At 61.0% G+C, this 26,987-nt stretch carries 35 protein-coding genes; all 35 read left to right on the top strand.

All coding sequences use genetic code 11. The features are described 5' to 3' along the window. The first annotated feature begins 182 nt into the window (after positions 1-182). The 35 genes from KGA89_RS00820 to KGA89_RS00650 all read left to right on the top strand — a co-directional run bounded on the left by KGA89_RS00820 (position 183) and on the right by KGA89_RS00650 (position 26,930). The gene (locus KGA89_RS00820) at positions 183-917 is read left to right on the top strand and encodes a helix-turn-helix transcriptional regulator (RefSeq protein ID WP_003198297.1); all 735 of its coding nucleotides are present in this window, start codon (positions 183-185) and stop codon (positions 915-917) included. Between the two features lie 545 nt (positions 918-1,462). Continuing rightward, positions 1,463-1,891, top strand: coding sequence for a hypothetical protein (locus KGA89_RS00815; protein WP_027912171.1), 429 nt, complete (start codon positions 1,463-1,465; stop codon positions 1,889-1,891). A gap of 131 nt (positions 1,892-2,022) precedes the next feature. Beyond that, positions 2,023-2,373 (top strand): phage holin family protein, encoded by a 351-nt coding sequence (locus KGA89_RS00810; protein ID WP_003198302.1) that lies wholly within the window; start codon positions 2,023-2,025, stop codon positions 2,371-2,373. 36 nt (positions 2,374-2,409) lie between these two features. Further along, a complete protein-coding gene (locus tag KGA89_RS00805) occupies positions 2,410-2,922 on the top strand; it encodes a hypothetical protein (protein ID WP_027912172.1) in 513 nt (170 codons plus the stop codon). 3 nt (positions 2,923-2,925) lie between these two features. Continuing rightward, complete coding sequence (locus KGA89_RS00800; RefSeq protein ID WP_223470228.1) at positions 2,926-3,537, top strand: phage baseplate assembly protein V; 612 nt, start codon at positions 2,926-2,928, stop codon at positions 3,535-3,537. 11 nt (positions 3,538-3,548) lie between these two features. Next, complete coding sequence (locus KGA89_RS00795; RefSeq protein WP_223470226.1) at positions 3,549-3,881, top strand: phage baseplate protein; 333 nt, start codon at positions 3,549-3,551, stop codon at positions 3,879-3,881. Next, on the top strand, positions 3,878-4,873 hold the full coding sequence (locus KGA89_RS00790) for a baseplate J/gp47 family protein (protein ID WP_027912175.1): 996 nt from the start codon (positions 3,878-3,880) through the stop codon (positions 4,871-4,873). Before KGA89_RS00795 ends, KGA89_RS00790 begins: the two co-directional genes overlap by 4 nt. Next, a complete protein-coding gene (locus KGA89_RS00785; RefSeq protein ID WP_223470224.1) occupies positions 4,870-5,514 on the top strand; it encodes a phage tail protein I in 645 nt (214 codons plus the stop codon). The genes KGA89_RS00790 and KGA89_RS00785 overlap by 4 nt, the downstream gene beginning before the upstream one ends. Further along, entirely contained in the window at positions 5,511-6,041 is a 531-nt protein-coding gene (locus KGA89_RS00780) for a phage tail protein (RefSeq protein ID WP_223470222.1), read from the top strand. The genes KGA89_RS00785 and KGA89_RS00780 overlap by 4 nt, the downstream gene beginning before the upstream one ends. A 24-nt stretch (positions 6,042-6,065) precedes the next feature. Then, a complete protein-coding gene (locus tag KGA89_RS00775; protein ID WP_223470221.1) occupies positions 6,066-6,686 on the top strand; it encodes a hypothetical protein in 621 nt (206 codons plus the stop codon). Positions 6,687-6,695: 9 nt separating this feature from the next. Next, positions 6,696-6,953, top strand: a complete 258-nt coding sequence (locus KGA89_RS00770) for a tail fiber assembly protein (protein ID WP_223470219.1) — start codon at positions 6,696-6,698, stop codon at positions 6,951-6,953. 86 nt (positions 6,954-7,039) lie between these two features. Further along, positions 7,040-7,267: a hypothetical protein gene (locus KGA89_RS00765; protein ID WP_223470217.1), complete on the top strand. Its 228-nt coding sequence runs from the start codon at positions 7,040-7,042 to the stop codon at positions 7,265-7,267. A gap of 2 nt (positions 7,268-7,269) precedes the next feature. Then, entirely contained in the window at positions 7,270-8,436 is a 1,167-nt protein-coding gene (locus KGA89_RS00760) for a tail protein (protein WP_014336823.1), read from the top strand. Continuing rightward, positions 8,436-8,942, top strand: a complete 507-nt coding sequence (locus KGA89_RS00755; protein WP_223470215.1) for a phage major tail tube protein — start codon at positions 8,436-8,438, stop codon at positions 8,940-8,942. The genes KGA89_RS00760 and KGA89_RS00755 overlap by 1 nt, the downstream gene beginning before the upstream one ends. Before the next feature lie 90 nt (positions 8,943-9,032). Then, positions 9,033-9,599, top strand: a complete 567-nt coding sequence (locus KGA89_RS00750) for a phage tail assembly protein (protein ID WP_038857209.1) — start codon at positions 9,033-9,035, stop codon at positions 9,597-9,599. A 128-nt stretch (positions 9,600-9,727) separates the two neighbouring features. Continuing rightward, on the top strand, positions 9,728-11,905 hold the full coding sequence (locus KGA89_RS00745) for a phage tail tape measure protein (protein WP_223470213.1): 2,178 nt from the start codon (positions 9,728-9,730) through the stop codon (positions 11,903-11,905). Next, a complete protein-coding gene (locus KGA89_RS00740) occupies positions 11,905-12,288 on the top strand; it encodes a phage tail protein (RefSeq protein WP_038857206.1) in 384 nt (127 codons plus the stop codon). Before KGA89_RS00745 ends, KGA89_RS00740 begins: the two co-directional genes overlap by 1 nt. Next, the gene (locus KGA89_RS00735; protein ID WP_038857204.1) at positions 12,281-12,493 is read left to right on the top strand and encodes a tail protein X; all 213 of its coding nucleotides are present in this window, start codon (positions 12,281-12,283) and stop codon (positions 12,491-12,493) included. Before KGA89_RS00740 ends, KGA89_RS00735 begins: the two co-directional genes overlap by 8 nt. Before the next feature lie 9 nt (positions 12,494-12,502). Next, positions 12,503-13,519 (top strand): contractile injection system protein, VgrG/Pvc8 family, encoded by a 1,017-nt coding sequence (locus KGA89_RS00730; protein ID WP_038857201.1) that lies wholly within the window; start codon positions 12,503-12,505, stop codon positions 13,517-13,519. 179 nt (positions 13,520-13,698) lie between these two features. Further along, positions 13,699-14,283 carry a hypothetical protein gene (locus KGA89_RS00725; RefSeq protein ID WP_038857199.1) on the top strand — a complete coding sequence of 195 codons (585 nt, stop codon included), beginning with the start codon at positions 13,699-13,701 and terminating at the stop codon, positions 14,281-14,283. Further along, complete coding sequence (locus KGA89_RS00720) at positions 14,280-14,462, top strand: DUF2635 domain-containing protein (RefSeq protein WP_003198311.1); 183 nt, start codon at positions 14,280-14,282, stop codon at positions 14,460-14,462. The genes KGA89_RS00725 and KGA89_RS00720 overlap by 4 nt, the downstream gene beginning before the upstream one ends. Next, a complete protein-coding gene (locus tag KGA89_RS00715; protein WP_038857195.1) occupies positions 14,462-15,958 on the top strand; it encodes a phage tail sheath subtilisin-like domain-containing protein in 1,497 nt (498 codons plus the stop codon). Before KGA89_RS00720 ends, KGA89_RS00715 begins: the two co-directional genes overlap by 1 nt. 65 nt (positions 15,959-16,023) lie before the next feature. Then, positions 16,024-16,371, top strand: coding sequence for a phage tail tube protein (locus tag KGA89_RS00710; protein ID WP_003198314.1), 348 nt, complete (start codon positions 16,024-16,026; stop codon positions 16,369-16,371). Next, positions 16,368-16,664 (top strand): phage tail assembly protein, encoded by a 297-nt coding sequence (locus KGA89_RS00705; RefSeq protein WP_003198316.1) that lies wholly within the window; start codon positions 16,368-16,370, stop codon positions 16,662-16,664. Before KGA89_RS00710 ends, KGA89_RS00705 begins: the two co-directional genes overlap by 4 nt. 130 nt (positions 16,665-16,794) lie before the next feature. Further along, the gene (locus KGA89_RS00700; RefSeq protein WP_223470211.1) at positions 16,795-18,369 is read left to right on the top strand and encodes a phage tail protein; all 1,575 of its coding nucleotides are present in this window, start codon (positions 16,795-16,797) and stop codon (positions 18,367-18,369) included. Beyond that, on the top strand, positions 18,356-19,594 hold the full coding sequence (locus KGA89_RS00695; protein ID WP_038857192.1) for a DNA circularization protein: 1,239 nt from the start codon (positions 18,356-18,358) through the stop codon (positions 19,592-19,594). The genes KGA89_RS00700 and KGA89_RS00695 overlap by 14 nt, the downstream gene beginning before the upstream one ends. 3 nt (positions 19,595-19,597) lie before the next feature. Beyond that, entirely contained in the window at positions 19,598-20,638 is a 1,041-nt protein-coding gene (locus KGA89_RS00690; protein ID WP_028237199.1) for a phage baseplate assembly protein, read from the top strand. Positions 20,639-21,037: 399 nt separating this feature from the next. After that, on the top strand, positions 21,038-21,547 hold the full coding sequence (locus KGA89_RS00685) for a phage baseplate assembly protein V (protein WP_028237198.1): 510 nt from the start codon (positions 21,038-21,040) through the stop codon (positions 21,545-21,547). Next, positions 21,547-21,945, top strand: a complete 399-nt coding sequence (locus tag KGA89_RS00680) for a phage GP46 family protein (protein WP_028237197.1) — start codon at positions 21,547-21,549, stop codon at positions 21,943-21,945. The genes KGA89_RS00685 and KGA89_RS00680 overlap by 1 nt, the downstream gene beginning before the upstream one ends. Continuing rightward, positions 21,935-22,975 carry a baseplate J/gp47 family protein gene (locus tag KGA89_RS00675; protein ID WP_028237196.1) on the top strand — a complete coding sequence of 347 codons (1,041 nt, stop codon included), beginning with the start codon at positions 21,935-21,937 and terminating at the stop codon, positions 22,973-22,975. Before KGA89_RS00680 ends, KGA89_RS00675 begins: the two co-directional genes overlap by 11 nt. After that, a complete protein-coding gene (locus tag KGA89_RS00670) occupies positions 22,963-23,562 on the top strand; it encodes a YmfQ family protein (RefSeq protein ID WP_028237195.1) in 600 nt (199 codons plus the stop codon). Before KGA89_RS00675 ends, KGA89_RS00670 begins: the two co-directional genes overlap by 13 nt. A gap of 11 nt (positions 23,563-23,573) precedes the next feature. Continuing rightward, on the top strand, positions 23,574-24,728 hold the full coding sequence (locus tag KGA89_RS00665; RefSeq protein ID WP_223470209.1) for a phage tail protein: 1,155 nt from the start codon (positions 23,574-23,576) through the stop codon (positions 24,726-24,728). Continuing rightward, on the top strand, positions 24,725-25,258 hold the full coding sequence (locus KGA89_RS00660; protein ID WP_223470207.1) for a phage tail protein: 534 nt from the start codon (positions 24,725-24,727) through the stop codon (positions 25,256-25,258). The genes KGA89_RS00665 and KGA89_RS00660 overlap by 4 nt, the downstream gene beginning before the upstream one ends. Before the next feature lie 3 nt (positions 25,259-25,261). Next, positions 25,262-26,362: a phage tail protein gene (locus KGA89_RS00655; protein WP_038858951.1), complete on the top strand. Its 1,101-nt coding sequence runs from the start codon at positions 25,262-25,264 to the stop codon at positions 26,360-26,362. Between the two features lie 7 nt (positions 26,363-26,369). Beyond that, positions 26,370-26,930: a tail fiber assembly protein gene (locus KGA89_RS00650; RefSeq protein WP_038858952.1), complete on the top strand. Its 561-nt coding sequence runs from the start codon at positions 26,370-26,372 to the stop codon at positions 26,928-26,930. Positions 26,931-26,987 lie beyond the last annotated feature (57 nt).

The raw sequence follows: 26,987 nt of genomic DNA, 5'->3' as shown, positions 1-26,987 counted from the left end.
CCGGGCGGGAGAGTTTGGCTTTTGTAGGAGCTGGCGAAGCCTGCGATCTTTTGATCTTTCGCTTGAGATTCAAGTGTCTGGGGAAAGATCGCAGCCTCGTTGCACTCGACAGCTCCTACACATTGCATATTTATGCAAAACAGCATTTGTCTTCTGCGAAAAGAACAAGCACTATGCGCGTTATGCAAAAACGCAACGTTTCGACCGTATTAAGAGCATTGCTCGATCAGCACGGGATCTCCCCCACGGAGCTTCACCGGCGTACCGGCGTGCCTCAGTCCACCCTCTCGCGGATCCTCAGCGGCAAGATCGTCGATCCTTCGGATAAACACATCTCGAAGATCGCCGAATATTTTGCCGTGAGTACCGATCAGTTGCGCGGGCGCGCGGACGTTGTGCCCGCCGGCAATGCCCGCCGCGATGAGCCGCATTCCGAACTCAAGGACATAAGCCTGTGGGACGACGAAACACCCGTCGAAGAAGACGAAGTGTCGGTCCCTTTTCTGCGCGAGGTTGAATTGGCTGCTGGATCAGGAAGATTCGTCATCGAGGAAAGCGAGCGCTCAAGCCTGCGCTTTGGCAAGCGCAGCCTGCGCCATAACGGCGTGCAGTTCGACCAGGCCAAATGCGTGACGGTGCGCGGCAACAGTATGTTGCCGGTGCTGCGCGACGGGGCCACGGTTGGGGTGAACGCAGGCAAGTGTGGGATTGGCGACATCGTCGACGGTGACCTCTACGCCATCAATCACAACGGCCAATTGCGGGTGAAGCAGCTTTATCGCCTGCCCACTGGCATCCGCCTGCGCAGCTTCAACCGTGATGAGCATCCGGATGAGGACTACACCTTCCAGGAAATGCAGGACGAGCAAATCGTCATCCTCGGACACGTCTTCTGGTGGGGCATGTACGCCCGCTAACCCCTCCGCTGTCAGATAAAACCCGCCGTTGTGCGGGTTTTTTTTCGCCTCCTGAAAAGCCGCAACCCCCGTGTTCCCAAGGGTTTCATGCATTTGCGCATTGGTCGCGCATAAATAAATGCATTTACGCATTGACTGTATATGCATCGATGCATATTCTGTGTCCAAGCCGCTCGACAAAGCGGCTGGCAACGAGGCTCTTTAGTTCCACCAACAGGCAGCGATGAACCGGCCTTAACGGTTCAGAGGGTTGGCAACTGACCCGGGTGTGCAGCGTAAAGCACCAGAAGCAGTTATCCGGCGGGCAGGGACCGCGGTCGGAGGAACAATTTGAATGGATCCGTACCGCGCCAGTCGCGCCGAAAGATCAAGCGCATTACTGAAAAGCCTGGGCAACCGGGCTTTTTGGAATGCCTGTGCCGCGAGGCACTTCAAATTAAGTAAAGAGATTTCCATGCGCTCACTCGTGAAGGGTAAGGAGGTGTCCAGATAAAAACGTGTATCGACGTTCTCAAAAAAACCACTCGTTTAAAGGAAGAAAACTGATGAAAAAAGTGCTCAGCGTGCTGATCGCAGCCGTCCTGGCTACCCAGACCCTCCATGCGTTTGCTGAAACCTCACCTGTCGGTTCCTGGCAATTCGCTTACTACCACGTTCCGGGCGGTGGTTTTTATGCCAACCAAACGATCTGCTTCAAAGCGGACAATACCTGGTACTCGAGTTCGCAGGCCGGCTGGAAGGGCGCATGGTTCCAGAACGGGGACGATCTCCAATGGAATGGGAGTGTGCCAATGCCGGGTGCAGGGAGCGCCAACAATCTCGCGACCATTGCCATGGGTAAGTTAGCTGTCGCTGGTTCGATGTCGGGTAACTACGCGGAATGGGCCGCACCCAGTGCGCTACCGCTGTCTTGGGACAGGCACTACACCTACACCATGACTTACAAAGGCGCGACCTGCGCTGCGCCAAAGTGATGTCAGCCCCCAATTGCCTGACAAACGTTTGAACGCCGTTTCTAGCGACTTAATGGGTTTCACCGACCCGCATCTCATTCAACTTCAAACAACTTACCCGCCCAATCTTAATCACCCCCAGGAAACGAGACATGACAAACGAGCAACAAGCGTTGCTGGACATGCCGATCTGGCTGGTCATCGTGCTCGCCCTGGTGGGCGGGGTGTCCGGCGAGATGTGGCGCGCTGACAAGGAGGGGGCCCGTGGCTGGTCGTTATTGCGACGCCTGGCCTTGCGCTCAGGTGCCTGCGTGGTCTGCGGCGTATCGGCAACCATGCTTTTGTACGCCCTCGGCATGTCGATCTGGAGCGCCTGCGCCTTGGGTTGCCTGACCGCCATGGCTGGCGCCGATGTGGCGATCGGTCTTTACGAGCGCTGGGTCGCCAAGCGGCTCGGCGTTTGCGAAGTCCCTCCGCGGGACGTTCCTCCCGACCAGCAGTGAAGCGACAGCGCTGATTCATACCAACGGAGGCGATCAATGCCTGCCCTTATCGAAAAACCGTCGCAGTTGTGCTCGGCCATTGCCCAGACGCTGCGCGCCATTTATCCCGCCTTGAAAGTCGGCAGCCCCCAGGATTTCGATGGCACCGACGATCAACCCTGGGTGCTGATTGCCCTTGAGCGTGATGCGCCCGGTAACCGCGCCAATGACGGGCGTATCGCCCATGTCCTGACGGTTTCCTTGCAAGTGGTCATGGCCATTCCAGGATGGGATGCCTGCGATCTGGCCGGGGAGCTGAAACACCTGGTCATGGATAACCGCTGGGGGCTATCGGGCGATCAATGCGACCTGCCCACGGAGCTCGATGGCCTGCCATCCACGTTCATTAACCCGGCGCGGGCGTACACCGCCTGGACCCTTTCCTTCAACCAAACCCTGTACTTGGGCCCGACGCTGTTGGAAGACCCGCTGGGCATCCCGAAGTTTGCCCGCACCTGGGAAGTGTCGAACATCGACGACCCGGACCAATACACCGCTCTCGAGGGCTGACCCATGTTTGATGCGCTGTTACGGATGCATCTGGGGCCGATCATCGAGCGTCTGGCGCAGATGGAAACCGAGCTGGAAGACATGCACCGGCGGGCGGAGAGTTTCTGCCGCATCGGCGTTTGCCAGGAAGTCGACGCGGCCAGCAACACCTGCAAGGTCAGCCATGGCGGACTGCTGACCCCGGCGATCCGCTTTTTCAACCCGAGCGCCGGGGCCCAGAGCGAGTCGCGGATTCCGTCCGTGGGTGAGCAATGCCTGTTGCTGAATCATGGCGGCGGCGAGAGCGGCGGACAGGCGGTGGCGTTGTTCGGCCTCAACGGCGGTCAGTTCCCGCCCGTCTCGACCCAGGCCTCGCTGACGCGGCGCCTCTATCAGGACGGTACGGAAAACGGCTACGACCACGCCAGCCATGTCCTGCACTGGCAAAACGGCCCGGCGACGTTCAGCGGTTCTCGCGAAGCCCTGCAGTTGAACATTGGCCTGTCGCGGCTGGCGATGACACCCGAGGCCATCGAATTGCAAGTCGGCGCCGTCGGCATTCGGCTCGACGCCTCCGGTGTGCACTTGAGCGGCCCGGTAGTGGATCACCAGGGACGCGTCATCAGTACCGCATAAGAGATTTCCTCATGATTGGAATCGATCGAAACACCGGCGCCATGGTCGACGACTGGCTGCAGTTCGTGCAGCGCGCCACCCGTGCATTGACCACGCCGTTGGGCGCTCGCCAGAAGCGCCCGTTGTATGGCTGCGCACTCACGCAGTTGCTGGGGCAGAACCTCGGTGATGACCTGCTGATCCTTGCCCAGAGCCACGCGGCCCAAGCGTTCTACAACCCGGACAACGGCATCGATGATTTCGAGCCGCAGGTCATTGTCGCCAGCCGACAGGGGGCCGGGTTGCTGTTGCGTTTCGCAGGCACCTGGAAAAACCGCAAACAGACTTTCGAGGTGGTGACATGAGCATGTTGATACCCGGCCAGAACCAATTGGCCGAACCGGCCATCGTCACTGTCGAAGCGTTCGAGGACTTGCTCGCAGAGTTCAAGACCTTCGTGGTCGAGTACGTCGGCGCACGCTCTCCGGCAAGCGCGGCGAAGCTGGTGGACAGCCTCGAAAACGAAAGCGAACTGCTGACCCTGGCCCTTGAGGCGTTCTGTGTCCGGCTGCAAACCCACGAGCGTAAATACAACGCCCGCATCAAGCAGATGTTGGCGTGGTGGGCCACGGGCACCAACCTCGACGCTCGCCTCGCGGACATGGGCCTTGAGCGTCAGTTGCTCGATCCGGGCGACCCGGTGGCGTTCCCGCCCATCCCCCCGGTCTACGAGAGCGATGACGATGCGCGGTTGCGCTACTACCTGGCGCCCCATGCCCCGGCGGCCGGATCGCGCATGCAGTATCGGCGGGAGATTTTTACCCTGGGCGAACGTCCAGCGGTGAAGGTGGAAAACGGTTCGGCGGGCGTGGTGACAGTCACCTACACCTTCGACCCGGATGGTCATGCGGCGCAGGTCAAGGATGGCAACGGACGCCGCACCGCGCCGGGCGAAGTCACGGTCACGGTGCTGTCCCGTGACGGCGACGGCACGCCCGCCGAGGAACTGCTCGACGGTGTTCGCCAGCATTTCGCCCGGCCGGATGTACGCCCGGAAACGGACCTGGTCATCGTCCAGGCCGCGCAGATCAAACCTTACAAAATCCGCGTCGTGGCGAAGATCAATGCCGGCCCGGATTCAGGGTTGACCCAGGTTGCCGCCGAACAGCAGTTGCAGGCGTATGCCGAGGCGTGTCATCGCCTGGAAGGGCGGGTGGACCCCAGCTGGATCGACTACACGCTGCACAGCGCGGGCGCGGTTCAACTGCAGATTCTCGAACCGCTTGCGCCGATTGTGACGACGGCTTTTCAAGCCCCGTACTGCACGGGCATCGAAGTCGAGGTGGATACGTTATGAGTGACGACACGCCTCGCCCGAGCCTGCTGCCGGTCAACAGTTCGCCGCTGGAAAGGGCGCTTGATCTCGGTTTCGCACGGTTGCTCGAACGCATCGATCCGCCGTTTCCCGAGCTGATGAACCCGGCGACCACGCCCTTGGCGTTCCTGCCGTATCTCGCGGCGGATCGTGGGGTCAGTGAGTGGAATGCGGGAGCCAGTGACCTGGAAAAACGCCTGACCGTTTCTTTGTCCTGGCAAATCCAGCGTCAGGCGGGCACCCGTCAAGCCTTGAATCACGCCGTTGAATCATTGGGGTTCACGCCTCACGTCACCGCTTGGTACGAGCAGCAACCTCGTGCTCACCCCTACACCTTTGATGTACAGGCGATCATTGGCCAGGACTGGTCCAGCGGCGATCACAACCGCTTGATTCAGCGGATCAATGCGGCAAAGAGCGAGCGCGATCAAGCCACCATCACCCTGGTGCATCAAACGAGTGGCGGCCTGGCAGCGACGGCAGCGATGCATGGACCAATCAGCGACGGTGAGCTGTCTTTGTGCGGGGCATTGCCGCTACTTGAACTCGCTGCGCGACTTCCCGGTATTGGGATTTCCCAGCGCTACACCATTAACGATTACGACCTCAGGGCGCAGCCATGACAGAAGACATTACGCGCTTGGTTCGCTTCACTTCCGCCGGCCTGGCCGAAGTGTTGCAGGCAAAGAACCAAGGCTTGAAAGGTGAGATCACTCACATCGGTGCCGGCACCGCCCGCTACGATCCCAATGGGTCGGAAACGGCGCTTCGCAATGAGCGACAGCGTGTGCCAATCGTGGATTACGAAGATCTGGATCCAGGGCAACTGAGAATGGCCGCTCTGTTTGAGGGGCCGGATGAATATGAAATTGGCGAGTTCGGTTTCTATCTTTCCACCGGCACGCTGTTGGCGGTGTATTCGGTGACTGGAAAGCTGCTGACCTACAAAGCCGCTGCAGCGCGAGTATTGCAAAAGTTCACGCTGGATATATCACCGTTGCCGGCGCAAAGCGTCACGGTGGTGGTGGGGGCCGACAACCTGAACATCCTATTGAGTGAAGAAATCGCCACGTTGGCTACCGCCAATATCGACAACATGGCGCGGCACGTGGGCCTGATGTTTCGAGTGATGGCGCTCGAAGCCAAATAATCAAATAGTACAAGGAACCTGAATGTGAGTCTGGAAACCACTATCGCGTCGCTGGTATCGGCGGCCAACAACTTGACCACGGTGGTCAATGGAAAGATCGGCAGTATCAACACGACCATGGCCACGGCTTTGACCCAGTTCAATGAGTGGCGAAGCCTGAAGGATGTGGAAGGGGACCCAAGCGCCCTGGGCACGATTCGTCGCAACGTTTTGCAGGGACACGTCTACGGGACTGGCGGCGTCTATGGCGCAACGGCACAGGGTGATTTTGTTTCCACCAACCTGGGTGCCAGTGCAAATGTGTACATGCATTTCAAAGTGCCGCTTAACATCAATGTTCATTCGGAGATGTTCTGGTTCAACATCAAGGGCTACAGCTACGGCACAGCCAAAATAATCGACGAAACGTTGGTGGGGTATTGCTATCAGCCCACTCGGGTTCTGCAAAGCGTCTCGACCTTTGGGAATATGACTCCTGCTGTCTATGCCGACACAAACGGCAATATCGTCATGCGAATTCTGATTCCCAACGTTTATTACACCACCGTGCGCATTGACACCATGCGCGTGGGCAATGGTCGGTTATTCAATCTTGGGGATTTGACCACCAGGTTGTCGCTGGCCGAAACCGTTGTTTTCAGCTAAGGAATGAACATGTCTGATCTGTCCAACAATGACACTCCCGAAAATCCAATCGCCGTACCGTCGCGTGAAATCGAATGGGCCGCCATTCGCACACGCCGCAACCAACTGCTGCGAGACACGGACTTCACCCAATTAGCGGACTTTCCCGCAACAGAAGCCCAGCTGGTCGAGATCAAGGCTTATCGTCAGGCCTTGCGAGACATCCCCGAAACGGATGCGGAGCCGTCCAGGCTGCTCTGGCCTGTACTGCCAGATTTCATCAAGTAGACCACGACCGCGAGAGCGGTTTTTTTTCGCCCGCACCAAGCCCCGCCATGGGGCTTTTGTGTTTTTCGCATCTGGAGAGACCGTAGATGCCCATTCGTAAGCAATACACCGTGCTGCTGCCATTTCCTACCGGTGGCGGCCACTGGTCGAGCGCCGGCCAGAAACTGGAGCTGTTGGATGTCGAGGCCAGTGCCTTGCGCAGTGCCGGTCGTCTCGAGCTGACCAGCGTCCTGGATACGCAGCAACCGGCAGCTGACACGCAAGCCACCCCAACCACCAAGGCCTTGAAGGCCGCCACCAAAAAGGCTGAATAACCATGGCTGAGGTTTTGAACTTCGAGCACAACGGCATTACCGTCAATGCCACCGAATCTCCCGAGGCCATGGGTGGCCTGGGTGACAACGTCATCGGGCTGGTCGGCACCGCGCCGAATGCCAACCTGCTGATCCCGAAAAACACCCCGTTCCGCATCAACAGCTTCACCACCCAGGCCCAGTTGGACCCAACCGGTGCCGAAGCGGGGACGCTGTTCCAGGCGGTCTACCAGATCCTCAAAGTGGTCAAGGTGCCGGTCTACGTCGTCATCGTCGAAGAGGGCGCCACGCTGGCCGATACGCAGAACAACGTGATCGGCGGTATCGAAGCGCAGACCGGTCGCAAACTCGGCCTGGCGGCGTTGAGTGGGGTCGCTGAAGACCTGACCATCATCGGCGCGCCGGGCTTCACCGGCACCAAGGCGGTGGCCAGCGAGTTCGCCTCGTTCGGCAAGCGCATCAAGGCCCGTGTGGTGCTCGATGGCAAGGACGCCGCGGTCGCTGATCAAGTGACCTACAGCCAGGAACTGGGCGGCGCGGACCTCGGTTTCGACCGTTGCCTGGTGGTACACAACATGCCGGCGGTGTACTCCAAGGCCGCGAAGAAAAACGTCTTCCTGGCCCCGTCGAGCCTGGCCATCGCCGCCCTCGCCAAGGTCAAGCAATGGGAGAGCCCGGGCAACCAGGTCACCTACGCCGAAGACGTCTCGCGTACCGTCGAATACAACATTCTCGACACCTCCACCGAAGGCGATCTGCTCAACCGTTACGGCGTCAGCTACTACGCCCGGACCATCCTCGGCGGCTTCTCGCTGCTGGGCAACCGTTCCATCACCGGCAAGTTCATCAGCTACGTCGGCCTCGAAGATGCCATCAGCCGCAAGCTGGTGAAGGCCGGCCAGAAGGCCATGGCCAAGAACCTGACCAAGTCGTTCATGGACCAGGAGGTCAAGCGCATCAACGACTGGCTGCAGACCCTGGTCGCCGACGAAACCATCCCTGGCGGCAGCGTGTACCTGCATCCGGAATTGAACAGCGTCGAGAAGTACAAGAACGGCACCTGGTACGTGGTCATCGACTACGGCCGCTACGCGCCGAACGAACACATGATTTATCAACTCAATGCCCGCGATGAAATCATCGAGCAGTTCCTGGAGGACGTTCTCTAATGTTTACCAACCGCGTAAGACAGGCCATCGCGGCCACCCTGCAAGGCCTGCCGTTGTCGGCGACCGTAGAAGAGTTCACCCCGCCGAAGATCGAATTCGACATGGAAGAGATGCGCGGCGGCCGTTTCATTGGCGAGGAAATGGCCAAGGGCGGCAAGGTGCTGACGGCCAAGCTGACGCTGCAAGGTCTCGGTCCGGAAGTCATGCTGGCGCTGGGCGTGAGCGTGGGCGACGACATTCTGCTGAACGTGCGTGAAGCCGGCCAGGATCAGGACGGCAACACCTGGTTTACCTACCACACGGTGGGCGGCAAGTTGAAGTCCCTCGAGGAAACTCCGCTGAAAATGACCGAGAAGCCCAAGACCAACCTGGAGCTGTCCTGCCGCACCTACAACCGCCTGGAAAACGGCGTTCCGGTGATCGACATCGACGTGCGCACCCAGAAGTTCGTGCTCAACGGTGTCGACATTCTCGGTGATGCGCGCCGTGCGGTGTTGTTGCCCTAAGCCCTTACCGGCCGGCTAGATGCAATCCCTGTGGGAGCGAGCAAGCTCGCTCCCACAGGATGTCCTCTGATTCACCAAGGAACCGATTTCATGTCCTGGATGCCTCCTACCCATGAGCTGTTGTCGCCGATCACCGGTGACGACGGCTCGCAGATCGAGCAGCTCCCACTCAAACCACTGTTCTACGCCGCGCAGAAAGAAGCCCTGGCCCGCGCTGGTGATGATGAAGACGACCAGTTCTTCGAGCTGGCCAAACTGGCCACCGGCCTGTCGGTCAAGGAACTCGATCAGCTCAAGCGCCCGGACTACGTGAGCATTGCCCAGTACGTGCACGAAATGTCCACGCGTCCGGCGTCGTACTTTCTGGATGACCCACAGGCCGATCCCGACCAGGTGCAACTGCTGCAACCGCTCGACGTCGCGGGCCGCAGCCTGACCGCGCTGACCCTGGAAATGCCGGTGCTGCGTGCGACCAAGGCGATGAAAAAACTGAAGACGGCCAAGGAGCGCGCCGAGTTCATCACGGCCCATTGCACCGGCCTGATGATTCCCGATCTGGACCTGCTGACCGTGCCCGACTGGACACAACTTCAGGTGCGCATCGACGATTTTTTAAACAAACCGGCGGACTTCTTTCGGAGCGCGACATCGAAGTGATCCTCGATGTGGTGCCGCTCATTTACTCGGTAAGTGAGGCGGAAATCCTGGAATGGGACGCCGGCAAGGCCTTGCGCCGCTACGACATCGCGATCACTCGCCTTGGCGTGAAACAGGAGTAGAGCGGGATGGCGGACGATAGATATTCGCTCAAATACGCAGCCTTCAATGACAGTGGGTTGGCGTTCGGCAATACCAGCCTCACCAGTGGCGTGTCGGCACAAGGCGCGTTTGCCAGGGATCAACTGGCGAGCCTCGATCTGGCGCTGGAAACACTCGGGCTCAAGCTCGGCCTGCTGACCACGGCGATCGAGTCGCTGACCGTGAAGCTTTCGGCGCAACGATTGTTTTCTCAAACGATGGGCGCTGGCGCCAAGGGCGAGTCGGCCAATGAGTCAAAGGGTAAGTCGGGTGGCGGCATCGAACCACCGGTGCTGCTCAAACCCGCGATAGCGATGGATTCGGCCGTGGCCGATCTGAAGCAGGCCGGCCAACTCACGCCTCGCCAGATTGCAGAGATGGCAGAACCAACCCAGCGTATCGCCAGTGCGCCATTGGTGGCGGCCGGCGGGACCACGGCGGTTGAGTTAGTGAGGATGGAAAGTCTGGCGGCCAGGGCGGGAATCGGCAGCGACCTGCCCAATGCCTCGGACCGGCAATTGGCACTGTTGCGCTTCGCCAGTGATGCGGGCGTCACAGCATCGACGTTCAAAATGCCGGCCATAGAAGCCGCTGAAATGGTGCTCGGCTGGCGCACTTCCATGAAGCTCAGCGCAGAGAAAGCATTTGATCTGGCGGATGCAACCAACCACCTGAGCAAGATTCCCGGTGGTGCGAAAGCGAGTGAGATCGGCACAGTGCTGCAGCGTGACGGTGCGGCCGCGACCTCGGCGGGCCTGCAGCCTGCCCAAGCTGCGGCACTGACGGCGGCACTTCTCAATACCGGCGCGCAACAAGCTGAAGCGGGTGTGGCGCTCGACCACTTCACGACCGCTTTAGGCAAGGGCGATCAGGCCTCCGCGACCGAGCAAGCGGCCTGGAAGCAACTGGGGCTTGATCCCAAAGAGGTAGCGAGCGGCTTGCGTGACAAGAATGCCGCGCCGGGGACAGTGATGTCGGTCCTGGCGGCCTTGAACGCGCAGCCGGCCGAAAAACGCTCGACCCTGGCCTCTTCGCTGTTTGGCACTGGGGATGCGGCGGTACTGCGCATGTCGCAGAAACTCGACGATGTGAACGCGGCGTTCTGGCAGGTGAAAGACCCAGGCCAATACGCTACATCGCAACTGGGTAACAACGGTTCGGTGCGGCAGGACGCGTTGGCCCTGTCGAACACCCGGCAGGGCCAGCTGAACGTCCTCAACGCCCGCAGCGAGCGTTTGTCGGTGGCCACGGGAAATGCCCTGATGCCCTCGGCGGATACCTCGTTCCAGTGGCTGGGTTCGCTGGCCGATGGCATGAGTGAGTTGGCTGAGTCCTCACCTAAAGCCGCCGCAGCCATCGTATTGATTGGCGCAGCTATCAAACCGCTGGTGGGCGCGTTGCTCAAGGCTGTAGGGGATGAGATGTCCAATCAGGTGGCCAAGCGGGTGTTGGGCAGGGTCGCTCCGCACCTTCCCGGCCGATTGGGTGAGGTGATCTCCGACGATTTCAGAAATCCTCGTGGGGACAAGCTGGATACACGCAATGCCAACCAGCGTCCCGAATCCACGAACAGGCCGAAAATACGTGTCAGTACACGAGGCTCACAGGGGGCCGCAAGGCGTTTCTCACTCGGGCCAACGGCCTCGTTACGCTCGATGACTCGCAGGGCGCCCGGCCCATTGAAAGTAGTCGGCGCCGTCGCTGATGTGGCCGAGGGTGTCCTTACCGGCGACAAACGAATGATGGGCGCAGGCTTGGGCGCCGCAGGTGGCGGCTGGGCAGGCGCTGCTGCGGGGTCTGCGGCCGGTGCCGCTTTGGGGAGTGTTGTTCCGGTGCTCGGCACTGCCATTGGTGGGCTGATTGGCGGACTGCTGGGCGGCTGGCTGGGGAGCGATGCCGGCGCGTCCCTGGGTGAGAAGCTCGTCGCCCCCGCCGACAGACTCGCCGCTCCAGAACAGGTCAGCAAGGACCTGGCCAGCACCCAGACAACCACGCAACAGAACACCATGACCGCAAACATCTACATCAACGGCCAGGACCAGGCCAGCGCGACTCAGTTGGCCAACCTGGTCGTGCAGCAGCTCTCGGGCCAATTCGGCTTGACGACCATGCCCGACTCACTCGCCATGCGCAGTGACGCGGCCCTGACCGACGGAGGTACGTGATGCGTCAGCAAATGGCACTTGGCAGTTTCATTTTCGGTCTGTCGAGAAACTTTGCGTACCACAGCCTGGTACGCACCTCGGACGGTGGCTGGAAGAGCATCGACATCCTCACCAGCAAACCCAAGTCCAGCCAGGTCGGCCAAGGCCTGCAAGGGCTGACGATCACCGGCAAGTCGATGTACGCGACCGCCATGGATCGCCTCGATGAGTTGCGCGCCTTGCAGGCGCAGCGCGTGCCCGTGCCGTTGGTTGACGGCATCGGTCGCAACTGGGGCTTGTGGCAGATCAACAAGGTGACGGAAACCCAGACCGAGATCATTGATGACGGTACGGCGATGGTGGTCGGCTGGGTGGTTGAATTGACGGAGTTCGCCAATGCGTAGGGTTCGAAGTATCGCCGGTGATTCGGTGAGTCTGTTGCTGTACCGCGAGCTTGGGCGTTGTGACGATATCGTCGAGGAGGCGCTCTGGCTGCTCAATCCGGAGCTGGCCGAATGGGGCCCGGTATTGCCTGCGGGTGTCTGGGTGGTCCTGCCGGAAGTGGATCTCAAACCTGTTGCACCCACACCGGTTTCGGCCTGGGATTAAGGAGGCAACATGTCACTGGGTTTCACGCCTGCGGTGGAAATTTATGGTGCGAACGCCGCACTGCTCAACGAACGCCTGCTCAAGTGGGAGCATGTCGACGCGGCGGGTATCGAGTCCGATCAGCTGACGCTCACCATTAGCCTGGATGGGCTCGAAGGGTTGCCCAGCCTGGGCGGGAAGATCGGTCTGCGGGTCGGTTACCTGGAGTCGGGGCTGGTGGATAAAGGCGAGTTCGTCATCACCCGGCGCACACCGTTCCTGTTTCCGCTGCAACTCGTGCTGGTGGCCATGGCGGCGCCATTCAGTGCGACGGACCAGACCGGGTTCAAGCAGCGCCGATCCGTCAGTCATGGCCCGACCACACTGGGGGCGCTGTTTCGTCAGTTGACCTCCAGGCACGGGTTTTCCCCCCGTATGGCGCCGGACCTGTCGCTGATCAAAATCGAGCACATCGACCAGACCAACGAAACCGACATGGGTTTCCTCACGCGCCTGGCCCATCGTTATGACGCCGTCGCCAAGCCGATCAACGAGTTGTATGTGCTGGCTCGGCGCGGTCAGGCGAAGTCGTTGTCAGGCAAGGTCCTGCCCGAGATGAAACTGTCGGTGACGACGAATAATCGCCCGGGCGACCACGCCTTCATTTCGGCCAAGTTTGATGAAACCGCCCGGGCCAAGTACCAGGGTTGCAAGACCCGGTGGTGGGATGCGGCGGCCGGCGAGCTGCAGGTCGAGGAGAGCGGCATCGCGCCGTTCAAGACCCTGCGCCAGCGCTTCCAGAGCGCAGACGATGCCCGTGCCGCTGGAGAAGGCGAGGTACGCCGGATGGAGCGCGAAGCACTCAAGGTGACCATCGAGTGCCCTGGCAACCCGGGGCTGTCCGCCGAGGGCATCGTATTGCTGGATCCCACCTGGCCGGATTTCATGCGCGGTCGCTGGTCGATCGACAAGGTCACCGCCAGTGGCGACCGGGAAAAAAGCTACCGCTGCTTGATTCATGCAACCTGCCTGGATGCCAAGGCCTGACCCCACCACCTTCTGTGGGCGTTGCACATATCCAGCGCCCAACTGGGTCCCTCTGTGGGAGCGAGCTTGCTCGCGAAGATGCCAGTACATCCAACATCAATGTTGCCTGACCTACCGCTTTCGCGAGCAAGCCCGATCCCACAGGGATGACTCGCACCTTCAGATACTGGAGTCCCCCCATGAAGATCACGCCGATCCTCACGCAGTTGCGTGAGCAATGTCCGACGCTCGCCCATCGCGTGGCCGCAGGCTTTGACCTCGTCACGCTGCAAGCCGAGACCCCGCTGCAGACCCCCTGCGCCTATGTCCTGCCCACCGCCGACACTGCCAGCAAGAACGCGGCTCAGAACGTCACGCTGCAAGCGGTGCGTGATCGCTTCGATGCCGTGCTGGTGCTCGACGCCACTGATGCGACAAAAGCGCTGGACCTGTTGCACGACCTGCGGGCCGAACTGTGGCGCGCGCTGGTGGGGTTCAAGCCGGGCGCCGAGTACACCGGCATCGAGTACGACGGCAGCGAACTGGTTTCCATCAATAGCAGCCGTGTGTTGTACCGGCTGCACTTTTTCGCCGAGTTCCAGCTGGGCCGCAATCTGGCGAGCCAGCCTGCCGAAAGCTGGCACGAGCGTGAACTGGACGGCTTGTCGTCCTTTACCGGGGTCACCGTGCGGGTCGATGCCATCGATCCGGCGGACCCCAACCTGAAACGTCCCGGCCCCGACGGGCGCGTGGAACTGACTTTCTCTGGAGACGTAACCCCATGAGCAAACGCATCACCGTGCTGCCGGCCCCGGGCCGTGCCGTGCCGGACCCGGAAGCGGGCGATCTGTTGCCCCTCGAAGGCCGTGAAGTGCCAGACAACGCCTGGTGGCGTCGACGTCTGGCCGATGGCGATATCACTACCAAAGCCGTGAAAGCGGCAAAACCACAGGGAGCCAAATAATGGCGATCGGATTCAGCAATATTCCCGCGGACATTCGTGTGCCGCTGTTCTACGCCGAAATGGACAACTCGGCCGCCAATAGCGCGTCATCGGCCATGCGCCGGTTGATCGTCGCCCAGGTCAACGACAACGTCGCCCCGGCGGAAGTCGGCAAACTGGTGCTGGTGTCCAGCGTCGCGCTGGCCAAGAACATTGGCGGGCAGGGCTCGATGCTCGCCTCGATGTACGAGACCTGGCGCAAGACCGACCCGCTCGGTGAAGTCTGGTGCCTGCCGCTGCACAACGTCGAAGGCGCCATCGCCCAGGGCGTGCTGACCTTCACCGGCGCCGCGACTGAAAGCGGTGTGCTCAACCTGTACGTTGGCGGTGTACGCGTCCAGGCCGCCATCGTCAACGGCGCCACTGCAGCCCAGGCCGCCTCTGCGCTGGCCTTGAAAATCAACGCGGCCGCCGACTTGCCGGTGACTGCTGCGGCCGCCGAAGGTGTCGTGACCCTGCGCGCCAAATGGACCGGTGACAGCGGCAACGACATCAGCCTGCAATTCAATCGCCTGGGCAAGAGCAATGGCGAAAACACCCCGGCGGGGCTGACCACCGCCATTACTGCGATGACGGGCGGCGCCGGTGTGCCGGACCAGACCGCTGCCGTTGCGGCCCTGGGTGACGAACCGTTCGAGTTCATCGCCATGCCCTGGTCCGATGTGGCGAGCCTCAACACCTGGCAAGCGGTCATGGACGACAACACCGGTCGCTGGTCCTGGGCCAAGCAGTTGTTCGGCCATGTCTACAGCGCCAAGCGCGGCACTATTGGCACCCTGGTTGCCGCCGGTCAGGCACGCAACGACCAGCACATGACCATCCAGGCCCTGGAACTGGGCGTACCGCAACCGTTCTGGGTCCAGGCCGCTGCGTTGGCTGCGCGCACGGCGGTGTTCATCTCCGCCGACGCCAGCCGTCCGACCCAGAGCGGCAGCCTGCCAGGCTTGGACCCGGCACCGGCCAGTGAACGTTTCACCCTGACCGAGCGCCAGTCGCTGCTCAATTACGGCATCGCGACCGCGTACTACGAAGGTGGCTACGTGCGAATCCAGCGTTCCATCACCACGTATCAGAAGAATGCCTTCGGCCAAGCTGACAACTCCTACCTGGACAGCGAAACCATGCACCAGTCGGCGTTCATCGTCCGTCGCCTGCAAAGCGTGATCACCAGCAAGTACGGTCGCCACAAACTGGCCGCCGACGGCACCCGTTTCGGCGCCGGCCAGCCCATCGTGACCCCGAGCACGATTCGCGGCGAGCTGATCGCTCAATACGCCAAGCTCGAACTGGAAGGCCATGTGGAAAACGCCGAGCTGTTCGCCGAGCACCTGGTGGTCGAGCGTGACAGCCAGGACCCGAGCCGGGTCAATGTGCTGTTCCCGCCGGACTACATCAACGGCCTGCGGGTGTTCGCGCTGCTCAACCAATTCCGCCTGCAATACGACGACGCCGCCTGAAGGTCGCGTCAATCGCATGAATTCAGCCCACTTCGCGTGGGCTTTTTATTGAAGGGAGAAACACCATGGGTCAACTGATTGCGGGCACCTGCTACGTCAAAGTGGACGGCGCTCAACTGACCATCAACGGTGGCTGCGAAGCGCCACTGATGTTCACCAAACGCGAAACCGTCGTACCGGGTTTCTACAAGGAAACCGACATCGCCCCGTCCTTCAAGGTGACGGCGCTGCACACCGCGGACTTCCCGCTCAAGCAACTGGTTGCGGGCACCGACATGACCGTCACCTGCGAATTCAACAACGGCAAGGTCTACGTGCTGGCCGGCGCCTACCTGGTGGAAGAGCCTGTGTCCAAGGGTGACGACGCCACCATCGAGCTGAAATTCGAAGGCATCAAGGGGACTTGGCAATGAGCGATGTCGTGACGCTGCGCGTGGCCATCGAGGCCCACGGTGAGCCGGTGAGCGAACTGACTCTGCGCCGTCCGACGGTGCAGGAAGTCCGGGCGATCAAGGCGCTGCCGTACAAGATCGACAAGAGCGAGGAGGTGAGCCTGGACATGGACGTCGCGGCCAAATACATCGCGGTGTGCGCCGGTATCCCGCCGTCCTCCGTCAACCAGTTGGACCTGGCTGACCTCAACGCCCTGAGCTGGGCCGTCGCGAGTTTTTTCATGAGTGCGGCGTCGCAGCCATCGGCGACCTGATCGCCGCCGCCTATGACCTGGCCTGGTTCTGGAAGGTTGACCCCGAACAGATGATGGCCAGGCCACTGGATGTGCTCCGCGAATCCCTGGAGCACGCGCAACGGATCAATGCGATGCAGCAGGTGCAGTGATGGCAGACACACAAACGGTAGAGAAAAAAGCGGTGCTGCTCACGGGCATCGATGAGCTGTCACCCAAGCTCGCAGGCCTTCGTGCGAAGGTCGCGAGTTTCAAGCAGAACCTCGACGCCACGGGCCTGGGCAGCCTGGATATTTCCGGTCTGCTGCCCAGTGGCGGCCTGGCCCAACCGTTTATGGACGGGCTCAAGTCGGCGCTGGCCTTCAAGGACGAAGCGGGCTCAGCGAGCGCGGCGGCCAGTGCCGTCCAGGCGCCTGACGCGCCCCGTGTAGCGGCACAGAACCTGGATGGATTGAAGACTTCCATCAGCAACGTGTCGGTGCAGTTCGGCTCGGCCCTGGGGCCTGCGGTCAACGCGGTGGCGGTCAGTTTGCAGCCCATGGTCAGCGGTGTGGCCCAGGTACTGCAGGACAACCCGCAACTGGTACAGGGCCTGGCAAATGGCGTCGTAGCGTTCAACGCGATCCAGATGGCGGTCAGCGGCGCAAGCCAGGCGTTCGAGGTGGTGAACCTGGCCTTGAAGATGAATCCCATCGGCTTGATTGCAATGGGCGTCGCCTTGGCGGCAGGAATGATCATCGCCCACTGGACGCCGATTTCGGCGTTCTTCGCCGGGCTCTGGCAGCGGCTTGCGCCCATCGTGCTGCCGATGGTCGAGTTCTTCAAGACGATGTTCGCCTTCACCCCGATGGGGCTGGTGATCAGTAATTGGGGCCCGATCAGCAGCTTTTTTGGCGCGCTCTGGAATGTGATCGTGGCGGCGGCAACGCCGATCATCGGTTTCATGCAGACGCTGTTCGCCTGGTCACCCTTGGGTTTGATTGTTACCAATTGGACGCCCCTGACCGGGTTGTTCGCGGCGATCTGGGACCTGCTCAAGGCCTTGACCGTGCCGGTAATGGACGCTCTGAAAGGTCTGTTCGACTGGACGCCGCTGGGACTGATCATGGCCAACTGGGGCACGATCGGTGAAGTCTTCGCCGGGATCTGGGAGGGCATCCGCAATCAGGTGTCGATCATGCTGGCGGTATTCAGCGGCCTGTTCGATTGGTCACCCATTGAGGGCCTCACCCAGCAGTGGGGGCCGGTGGGCGAGTGGTTCAGCCAGTGGTGGAACGAGTTGCAGGAGGTGATCGCGCCGATCAAGGCGTTTTTCAACGGCGGCTTCGGCGAGATGATCACCTCGTTCACCGGCAAGGTCGAAGGCCTGACCGGGGCGCAGCGACAGACCAACGCCGAAGGCAAGGGAGAGCTGGCGCCGGCGTTTTTTGGCGGGGCCAGCGAGCAGCCTCCGGGCCTGTCCTCCAGTCTGGCGCCAGCGTCCGCCAACGGGCCAGCGAAAACCTCGCTGGCGCCGGGTGCGTTGCCACAAACCTCCAGTGCCCTGGTGCAACAAAGTGCTGCCAACAACCGCACGCAACTCGAAGGCGGCCTGACCGTGCGTTTCGAAAATGCCCCGGCCGGGTTGCGCGCCGATCCGCCCCAGACCAATCAACCGGCCCTGGCGGTGAGTTCGCGCATCGGCTATCGCTCACTTTCCACAGGAGGCTCCTATGAGCTGGCGTGATCGTTTGTTGCCGGCGTCGTTTCGTGGCGTCGGGTTCTGGGTCGATCAGGCGAAAACCCCGGTCGGCCACAAGGGCCAGTTGCATGAGTATCCACAGCGCGACCAGCCGTTTTTCGAAGGGCTCGGCCAGCAGGCGAAGATTCATGAGTTGACCGCGTTCATCGTCGGCCCCGATTGCCTGGAGCAGCGCGACAAGCTGCTCAAAGCTTTGGAGCAGGGCAGCGGCGAACTGGTGCATCCGTGGCTGGGGCGCATGCAGGTCAAGGTCGGCGAGTGCGACATGACCCAGACCCGCCAGGACGGTGGGCTGGTGACATTCGCCCTGAAGTTCTACCCCGACCAGCCGCTGCAATTCCCTTCCGCCGCGATCAATAGCCAGAAACTGCTGCTGGTCTCGGCCGACAGCTTCCTCGGTTCGGCGGTGCGGCGCTTTGAAGATGCCATGACGTTGATCAAGGCCGCGCGGATCGGTATCGCGGATCTGCGCAACAGCCTCAAGGACATCTACGGCGTGATCGAGCAGGAGCTCAAGCCGTTGATCGAGACCTATCGGCAACTCAGCGATCTGGTCAAGGCGGTGAAAGAGCTGCCCAAGGACGTGGTGGCCGAGTTCAAGGGATTGCTGGGGGACATCCGCGAGCTGAAGGACTTTGCCCGTGACGGCTATCGCGGCGTGATTGCCAGCGTGTCGCAACAGGTGGAGGCCATTCGCAAGGCCGACGCGCCCAAACTCACCACAGGCAAGGACACCACGGCGGCGGCCCAGGCCGTGGCCGATCTGGTGCAGGACACGCTGCTGGTGCAGGCCGCGCAATGGATTGCGGCGATGCCGGTGGCGGCGCCTGTGGTCAAGTTGGGCGCCACGCCGTCGGTGGCGCAACAGGCCGTGCAACCGGTCCAGCGCCGGGACGTGCCGGTGGCCGACGATGTGCTGGCCCTGCGCGATGCCCTTAACGATGCGATCTGGCAGGCCTCCCTCAAGGCTGATCCGGAGCACTACCAGGCGATGAACAACCTGCGCCAGCAAATGGCCGCGCACTTGACGGCGGTGGCGTCGTCGGGTGTCAGGCTGATCAACCTGTCGTTCAAGCAAAGCCTGCCAGCGCTGGTGGTGGCGTATCAGCAATTTGCCGATGCCACCCGGGTGACTGAAGTGACCCAGCGTAACGGCGTAGCCCATCCTGGTTTCCTGCCGCCCAATGACCTGAAAGTCTCCGGGGAGTAAGCCATGAACGAGCTCGACAACGCTGTCTCGCTTACCGTCGGCGGGCTGGATTACGGCGGCTGGAAAAGTGTGGAAATCAGTGCGGACCTGGAGCGTCAGTTCCGCACCTTCAAACTCGACATCACCTGGCAATGGCCGGGGCAGACGCAAGCAGTGCCGATCCGTCCGGGCGATGAATGCCAGGTGCGCATTGGTGCCGACCTGGTCCTCAGTGGTTATGTGTTCAAGGCACCGGTCAGCTATGACGGTCGGCAGATCAGCCTGAGCATTGAAGGCGGTTCCAAGACCCAGGATCTGGTGGACTGCGCGGCGATCAACCGCCCGACTCAATGGCGTGGGCAAACGGTGTTGAGCATCGTCCAGGCCCTGGCGTCGCAATACGGCGTGGGGGTCATCAGTGAAATCCCTGAAACCGCGCGGTTGAGCGAACACAGCATCGTACCGGGGGAAACGGTCTTTCAATCCATCGACCGTTTGCTGACGTTGTTCCGGGTGTTCTCCACTGATGACGCGCAAGGGCGCGTGCTACTGGCCAAACCCGGCAGCGGCGGACGGGCCAGTGATGTGCTGGAGTTGGGCAAGAACATTCTCTCCGGTAACGCACCGATGGACTACAGCCAGGTGTTCTCTGAATACCGGGTCATCGGCCAGCACAAGGGCAATGACCAGCAGAGCGGGGCGGCGGTGAGTGAAGTCTCCGGCACCGCCACGGACCTGAGCTTCAAGCGCAAGCGGGTGACAGTGATCAGCGAGAGCGCGCAGTTGACCTTCGAACTGGCCCAGCAACGGGCCGACTGGGAAAGCGCCATCCGTACCGGCAAGGCCCTGACCACCACCTACCGCGTGCAGGGTTGGCGCCAGGCCAATGGCGACTTGTGGCGGCATAACACCTTGGTGCGAGTGATCGACCCGGTGCTGGGGTTCGACGGTGACATGCTGATTTCCAAAGTGACGTACTCGCTGTCGGCACAAGGCTCCGTCACCACCCTGCAAGTCGCTCCGCCGCATACCTTCGACGCCAACCCGGTACCGCCCAAAACCTGAGCCCGGCACCGATGCCTGCCCACCACAGATCCCCTGTGGGAGCGAGCTTGCTCTCGAAAGCGGTGGGTCAGCTTGCATCGATGTTGGATGTGCTGCCGCCATCGCGAGCAGGCTCGCTCCCACAGTATTTCGAGACCGCCTCCAAGTTTCTGCCCACCCGCAAATCCCTTGTGGGAGCGGGCTTGCTCGCGAAAGCGGTGGGTCAGCTTGCATCGATGTTGGATGTGCTACCGCCATCGCGAGCAAGCTCGCTCCCACAGTATTTCGAGACCGTCTCCAAGTTTCTGCCCACCGCAAATCCCTTGTGGGAGCGAGCTTGCTCGCGATGGCGGCAGCGCAGCCAATAGAGGTGTTGATCCGAACACCGCGTTCAAGTCCCCGATTCTCAAGGAAACCTCAATGAGCCTACTGACCCGCCTCCTGGCGCGCGGCACTGTCGTGCTCGCCAATTCGGCCACCAAGTTGCAGTCGCTGCAAATGCGCCTCACCGCCGGCGAAGTGAACGACGACATGGAGCACTTCGAACCCTACGGCTTCACCAGCAACCCGTTGGCCGGTGCCGAGGGCATTGCCACGTTCCTGGGGGGTGACCGTTCCCATGCGGTGGTGCTGGTGGTCGCCGATCGCCGTTTTCGCCTCCAGGCCCTGGCCCCTGGTGAAGTGGCGCTCTACACCGACGAAGGCGACAAGCTCCACTTCAAGCGCGGTCGTGTCATCGACATCCAGACCGCAACCCTGAACATCCGCGCCAGCAGCGCGGTGAACATCGACAGCCCGGTCATCAACCACACCGGCAAGATCGTTTCCCAGGGCGACCAGATCGCCGGCGGCATCAGCCAGATCAAACACGTGCATGTCGGTGTACAGGCCGGCAACGGTCAGACCGGCGCGCCGGCGGGAGGTCAATGATGTTCATCAGCCAGAACCTGCACGCCGCACTGACCCGCTCGGTGCTGATCAGCCTGTTCACCTGGCGCCGCGCCGCTGACGACGATGCCGTCGATGATGAAGAACGTTTCGGCTGGTGGGGCGACACCTTTCCGACCGTTGCCGACGACCGTATCGGCTCGCGGCTGTGGTTGTTGCGCCGGGTCAAGCTGACCCGCCAGACCCAACTCGACGCCGAATTTTATGCCCGCGAAGCCCTGCAATGGTTGATCGACGACGGCCATTGCAGCGCCATCGACATCATCAGCGAACGCCTCGACGCCCAGCGCCTGAACCTGCGCACGGTCCTGACCCTGGCTGACGGCGAGCGCCTGGACATCAACCCCGATAACAGTTGGCAGGTGACCTATGCCGTTTGAAACCCCTTCGCTGCCGGTGCTGATCAAGCGCGCCCAAAGCGACCTGGCCAGCGATTCGCTGCGCCAGTCCGATGCCCAAGTGCTGGCCCGCACCCTCGGTGGCGCCGCCTATGGCCTGTATGGCTACCTGGACTGGATCGCCGAGCAGATCCTGCCGGACAAGGCCGATGAATCCACCCTTGAACGCATCGCCGCCCTGCGCCTGAACCAGGCGCGCAAAGCGGCCCAGGTGGCCAGCGGCAGTGTCAGTTTCAGCGCTACCGCCGGCGCGGTACTGGATGTCGACACGCTGTTGCAATCCACCGATGGCCGCACATTCAAAGTGACCACTGCTCGCACTACCAGCAATGGCCTGAACAGCACCACCATCGCCGCGCTGGACGCTGGCAGCCTGGGCAACGCCGACGCCGGCCTGGTGCTGACGCCAGTCCAACCGATCCTCGGCATTGGCAGCAGCTTCACCGTGCTGGCGCCGGGGCTGACCGGCGGTGTTGCTCGGGAAAGCCTCGAATCGCTGCGGGCCCGGGTGATCCGCTCCTACCGCATCATCCCCCACGGCGGCTCGGCCCAGGACTATGAAACCTGGGCCCTGGAGTGCCCCGGCATTACCCGCGCCTGGTGTCGCGGCAGCTACCTGGGACCCGGCACTGTCGGCTTGTTCGTCATGCGTGACGACGATTTGCAGCCGATTCCCAATGCCGAGCAATTGGAAGAGGTGCGGGCCTATATCGAGCCCTTGCGCCCGGTGACCGCCGAGTTGCACGTGCTGGCGCCAACGCAGGTGCCGGTGAGCTACAGGCTGCGCATCACCCCGGACACCAGCGCCGTGCGCGCGGCCGTCGAGGCGCAACTGCGCGACCTGCACAACCGCGAAGCCGGCCTCGGCGAAACGCTGTTGCTAAGCCATATCACTGAAGCCATCAGCAGCGCTACCGGCGAAACCGACCACAAACTCTCCGCCCCCGTCGCCGATGTAGTCGCCGCCAGCAACCAGTTGCTGACGTTCGGAGGCTGCACATGGCTGGAATAAGAACCGCCGAACAGTACCAGGCCCAACTGCGCAGCCTGCTGCCCAGCGGCCCGGCGTGGGATCCGGAGCGCGTGCCGGAACTTGAGCAAGTGCTTGAAGGCATCGCCCAGGAGCTGGGCCGCCTCGACGCCCGTGCCGCCGACTTGCTCAACGAAATGGACCCGGCGGGAGTGAGTGAACTGGTGCCGGATTGGGAGCGGGTGATGAACCTGCCTGATCCGTGCCTGGGCGCCACACCGTTGTATGACGATCGTCGCTTGGCGGTGCGTCGGCGGTTGTTGGCGGTGGGCAGCCAGGCCATCGCTTATTACGTGGAAATCGCCAAGAGCCAGGGTTACCCCAACGCAACGATCACTGAACTGAAGGCCCCGCGCATGGGCCGCGCACGATTCGGCGAGGCTCACTTTGGCACTTGGCAGGCGCAATTCATGTGGACCCTCAACACCGGCGGTCGCCTGCTGTTGGGCCGACGTTTTGGCGCGAGCTATTGGGGAGAACGTTTTGGCGTCAACCCGGGCTCGGCTCTGGAGTGCCTGATCCACCGCAGTGCGCCGGCGCATACCAAGGTTCACATCAATTATGACTAGGGAGTAAACGGATGGATTATCCGAAGAGTGTGCCCAGCGCCGGGTTGGTGAATGGGAAGTTCGTGGATGAAAACCCATTGACCGGGACGCCGGGGTCGTTGATTCCGGCAGCTTGGGGAAATGGTGTAACGCAAGAGATTGTGAATGTCATCAAGGCGGGGGATCTGACCCCTGATGAAACCCAAAACGATCAACTGCTCGAGGCGATTCAGTCAGTTACCGCCAAGGGCTGGAACCAGGATATCGCGCTTCCGATCGCCGCTTTACCGCTGCCAACGATTGCAACGGCAGACGCCCGTCTGGCAGTAACGCCAACGGCACTATCAACCAGCGGCGGTCGCGTCTCGATTTCGGCGGGTGTGTACATCAGCATTGGACAAGAGGTGGTAAGTGGGCGGTTGGGTCGATCCCGTACTTACGTGACGACGGCCTGGAGCAGCGCCGATTTGTTGCCCAGCGCCAGCTATTTTCTTAGGGCGCAGGTCATAGGCGGCGCGCTGACGTTCTACATGCAGCGTGGAAGCCTGTATGACCTCTCGCCGGAATCGTTGAAGGGGACTGTCAACGGAGCGTCCGGCGGCGGGTTTGCATCCACGCCCCTGGACATGTGCCTGGCCTGGGTGATGACCGGGGCGCCGGGCTCCTTGCCGACGATTCGCACGATCTACAACCGTGCTCAATTGACCTGGACCCAAACTGTGAATGGCACGGGGGTGGTTTATCTGCCGCTGGATCCGCATGCACGTGCGGCGCGGCTTGTGGCGGGTAATCCAACACCCTCTCCGAGCGCCGTGACTTCGTTGGCGTTTGTTCAGGCCGGGTGGGTTGGGGGCAACTACAGCTATCTGTCACCCGCCTTACAAAGTATCGGTAACAATGCGGTGGGCTGGAGCGGCCCATACATGTGTGTGCTGTTTTCCAATAACGTTGTCAACGACGTTACGGTTTCTACCGTCACAGCCAGCTTTGATCACTCTCAATCTCGCTCGCTTTGGCAGTGCTTTCAGGCCGAGCACACATTGGGCGCCACCAATGCCGATAGTGACGAACTGTTGCTGAGCATGGGAATCAAGGGGCACCAGGCATTGACCGATTACAGCGTGGGTATCGGCGTCAATTTTACCAACGCAATCAATGTTCACCTGTCCTGGGAGCTGATCCGATGAAAGTCATTCAAGAACTGCACCAGTACGAAGATGGACTTCGCCCGCCTGCACCTTCTTTCGCCCATGCCTGGGAGGACGGCACCTGGGTGCTGACTGAAGAGAATGCTGCTGAGCTGTTGCGCCAGGAAGCCGAACGCTTGTGCACCAAGGTCGATGCCGCTGCTGACAGCGCACGTCGCACGCTGGCCGGTGATCCACTACGCGCCCTGGAATACCAACAAGCCGCCCTGGAGGCACAGGCCTTCAAGGATCAGGGCTACCCGAAAAAAGCCGTTCCACTGGCCGTTTCGGCGTGGGTTGTCAAAGGGCGCACAGCCAGGCAGGCGGCGGATCAGATTCTCGCCAAGGCCGCCGAATTCGAAGCGAACCTGCTGGCACTTCGCGAACTGCGCCTCAAGGCCAAGACACAGATCCGCGCGCACATGGCCAAAGGCAAGGCGGATCTCGCGGCCCAAGTCGCTGATGACGTGCTTGCGGCTATCCGGGCGCTAACTCCTCAGGCTTGGGCTCCGCCTCACAGAGAGAAATAAAACATGGATTATCCAAAAAGTGTTCCCAGCGTCGGGTTGGTGAACGGCCGGTTCGTGGATGAAAACCCACTGGCGGGTACGCCTGGGTCGTTGATCCCTGCCGTATGGGGGAACAGTGTCACTCAAGAAATCCTGGGCGTGATCTCCTCGGCCGGTATGGCGCCGTCCGAGGCGGATAACGGCCAGTTGATCAAGGCACTGCAAACCATTCTCGGGCGTAGTAGTCCGATGCGCTCAGTCATCACGCGGCTCACGGCATCCAAGGTGTTGGCCGCCGATGAGTTGGGTCTGGTGTTGATCGATGCAAGTGCGGGTGCAAGCACTGTAACTCTACCCGCAACCAATGCGACGCTCGGTGTTCGCGATGTGATTGTGCGACGTGTGGATAACAGTGGTAACCGTCTGACGGTGCGCGCTTCCGGTAGCGACCGGATCCGATTTCATACCCATTTGGCGGCTAGCGGCTATCCATTCCTGGTGTTGATGGGCAGTGGCGATTGGTGGCATTTGCGCAGTGATGAAACCGGAGCTTGGTGGCCGATGAGCCGGTTTGATGCAACGGCGCTGGGACGGGTTTCTTTCGAGAGTACGCGCCAAGTCATTCCGGGTGGGTATGCAGTACTTAACGGAAACCTATTGGTGCGTAGCGATTGGCCGTGGTTGTGGGATCACGCGCAATTGTCCGGTGCGTTAGTGAGCGAAGCCAGCCGGCCGGGAAATGAAGGCACGTGGACAAGCGGTGATGGGGCGACAACGTTTCGGATGCCCGATATTCGCGGTGAGTTCTTGCGCGTGTTGGATGAGGCACGAGGGGTGGATATTGACCGTTCGGCGGGCAGCAGACAGATGTATGCCCTTGAAAGCCACAACCATTATTTGCCCACTAGCTCAGGTAGTGCCAATCGCCCTGGCCCTGCTATTGCTGATGCTTCTTGGGACGTCACCCGTGACGTCAATGCTGCGCCTGCAACAGGGATAGTCGGTACGACTTATCCCAATCCCCTGTTCTTTTCCAGTCCAGAGATAGTAGGCAATATCGGGAGTTTCAGCACTGAAACCCGTCCCAGAAATATCGCCTATCCCGCCCGAATCAAACTGATCTGAGGTGACTATGTTTATTTACCTGTTTGACGACACCGGTGTTTTATCAGGTCCGGTAGACCTTGTCGTAACCCCTGGGATGGGCATTCAAATCCCCAGTAATGGTATCCAACTTTCTTTCGAACTACCCCCGGCCCAAGAACATCACTCCTGGGTCATGGTGAACGGTGTTCCGAGAGAAATGGTGGACTGGCGCGGTTCGGTGTATCGCAAGGACAACGGCGCTCATTGGGAGTGGATCGAGTTTGGCGAGTTGCCGGATACCTGGACAGCCGAACCTTGGCCGGGTAGTTACTATGTGTGGCGAGAGAACATGTGGGTGTTTGACGAGGCGCTACAGCGGGCTGATCTCAAACTCGAAGCCTTGGCAAAACGCGATAAATTACTGCGTGCGGCCGTTCAAAGGATTGCTCCCTTCCAATACGCCGAAGACATCGGCGACGCCAGCGACCAGGAACAACTGGCGCTGATGGAGTGGAAACTCTATAGCGTTGAATTGAATCGTATCCAGCATCAGATCGGTTTTCCTACCGATATCAACTGGCCTGTCATGCCTGAGCCTGCCGCTTAAGCAACCCACGGCAAAACATCAGAATTCCCTTAATTTATCGTGCCACTGCGCATTAAC

Origin of the sequence: Pseudomonas sp. A-RE-22 (genome assembly GCF_019956035.1) — a bacterium.
Taxonomy (GTDB): domain Bacteria; phylum Pseudomonadota; class Gammaproteobacteria; order Pseudomonadales; family Pseudomonadaceae; genus Aquipseudomonas; species Aquipseudomonas brassicacearum.
This window is presented reverse-complemented; position numbering and strand designations above follow the sequence as displayed.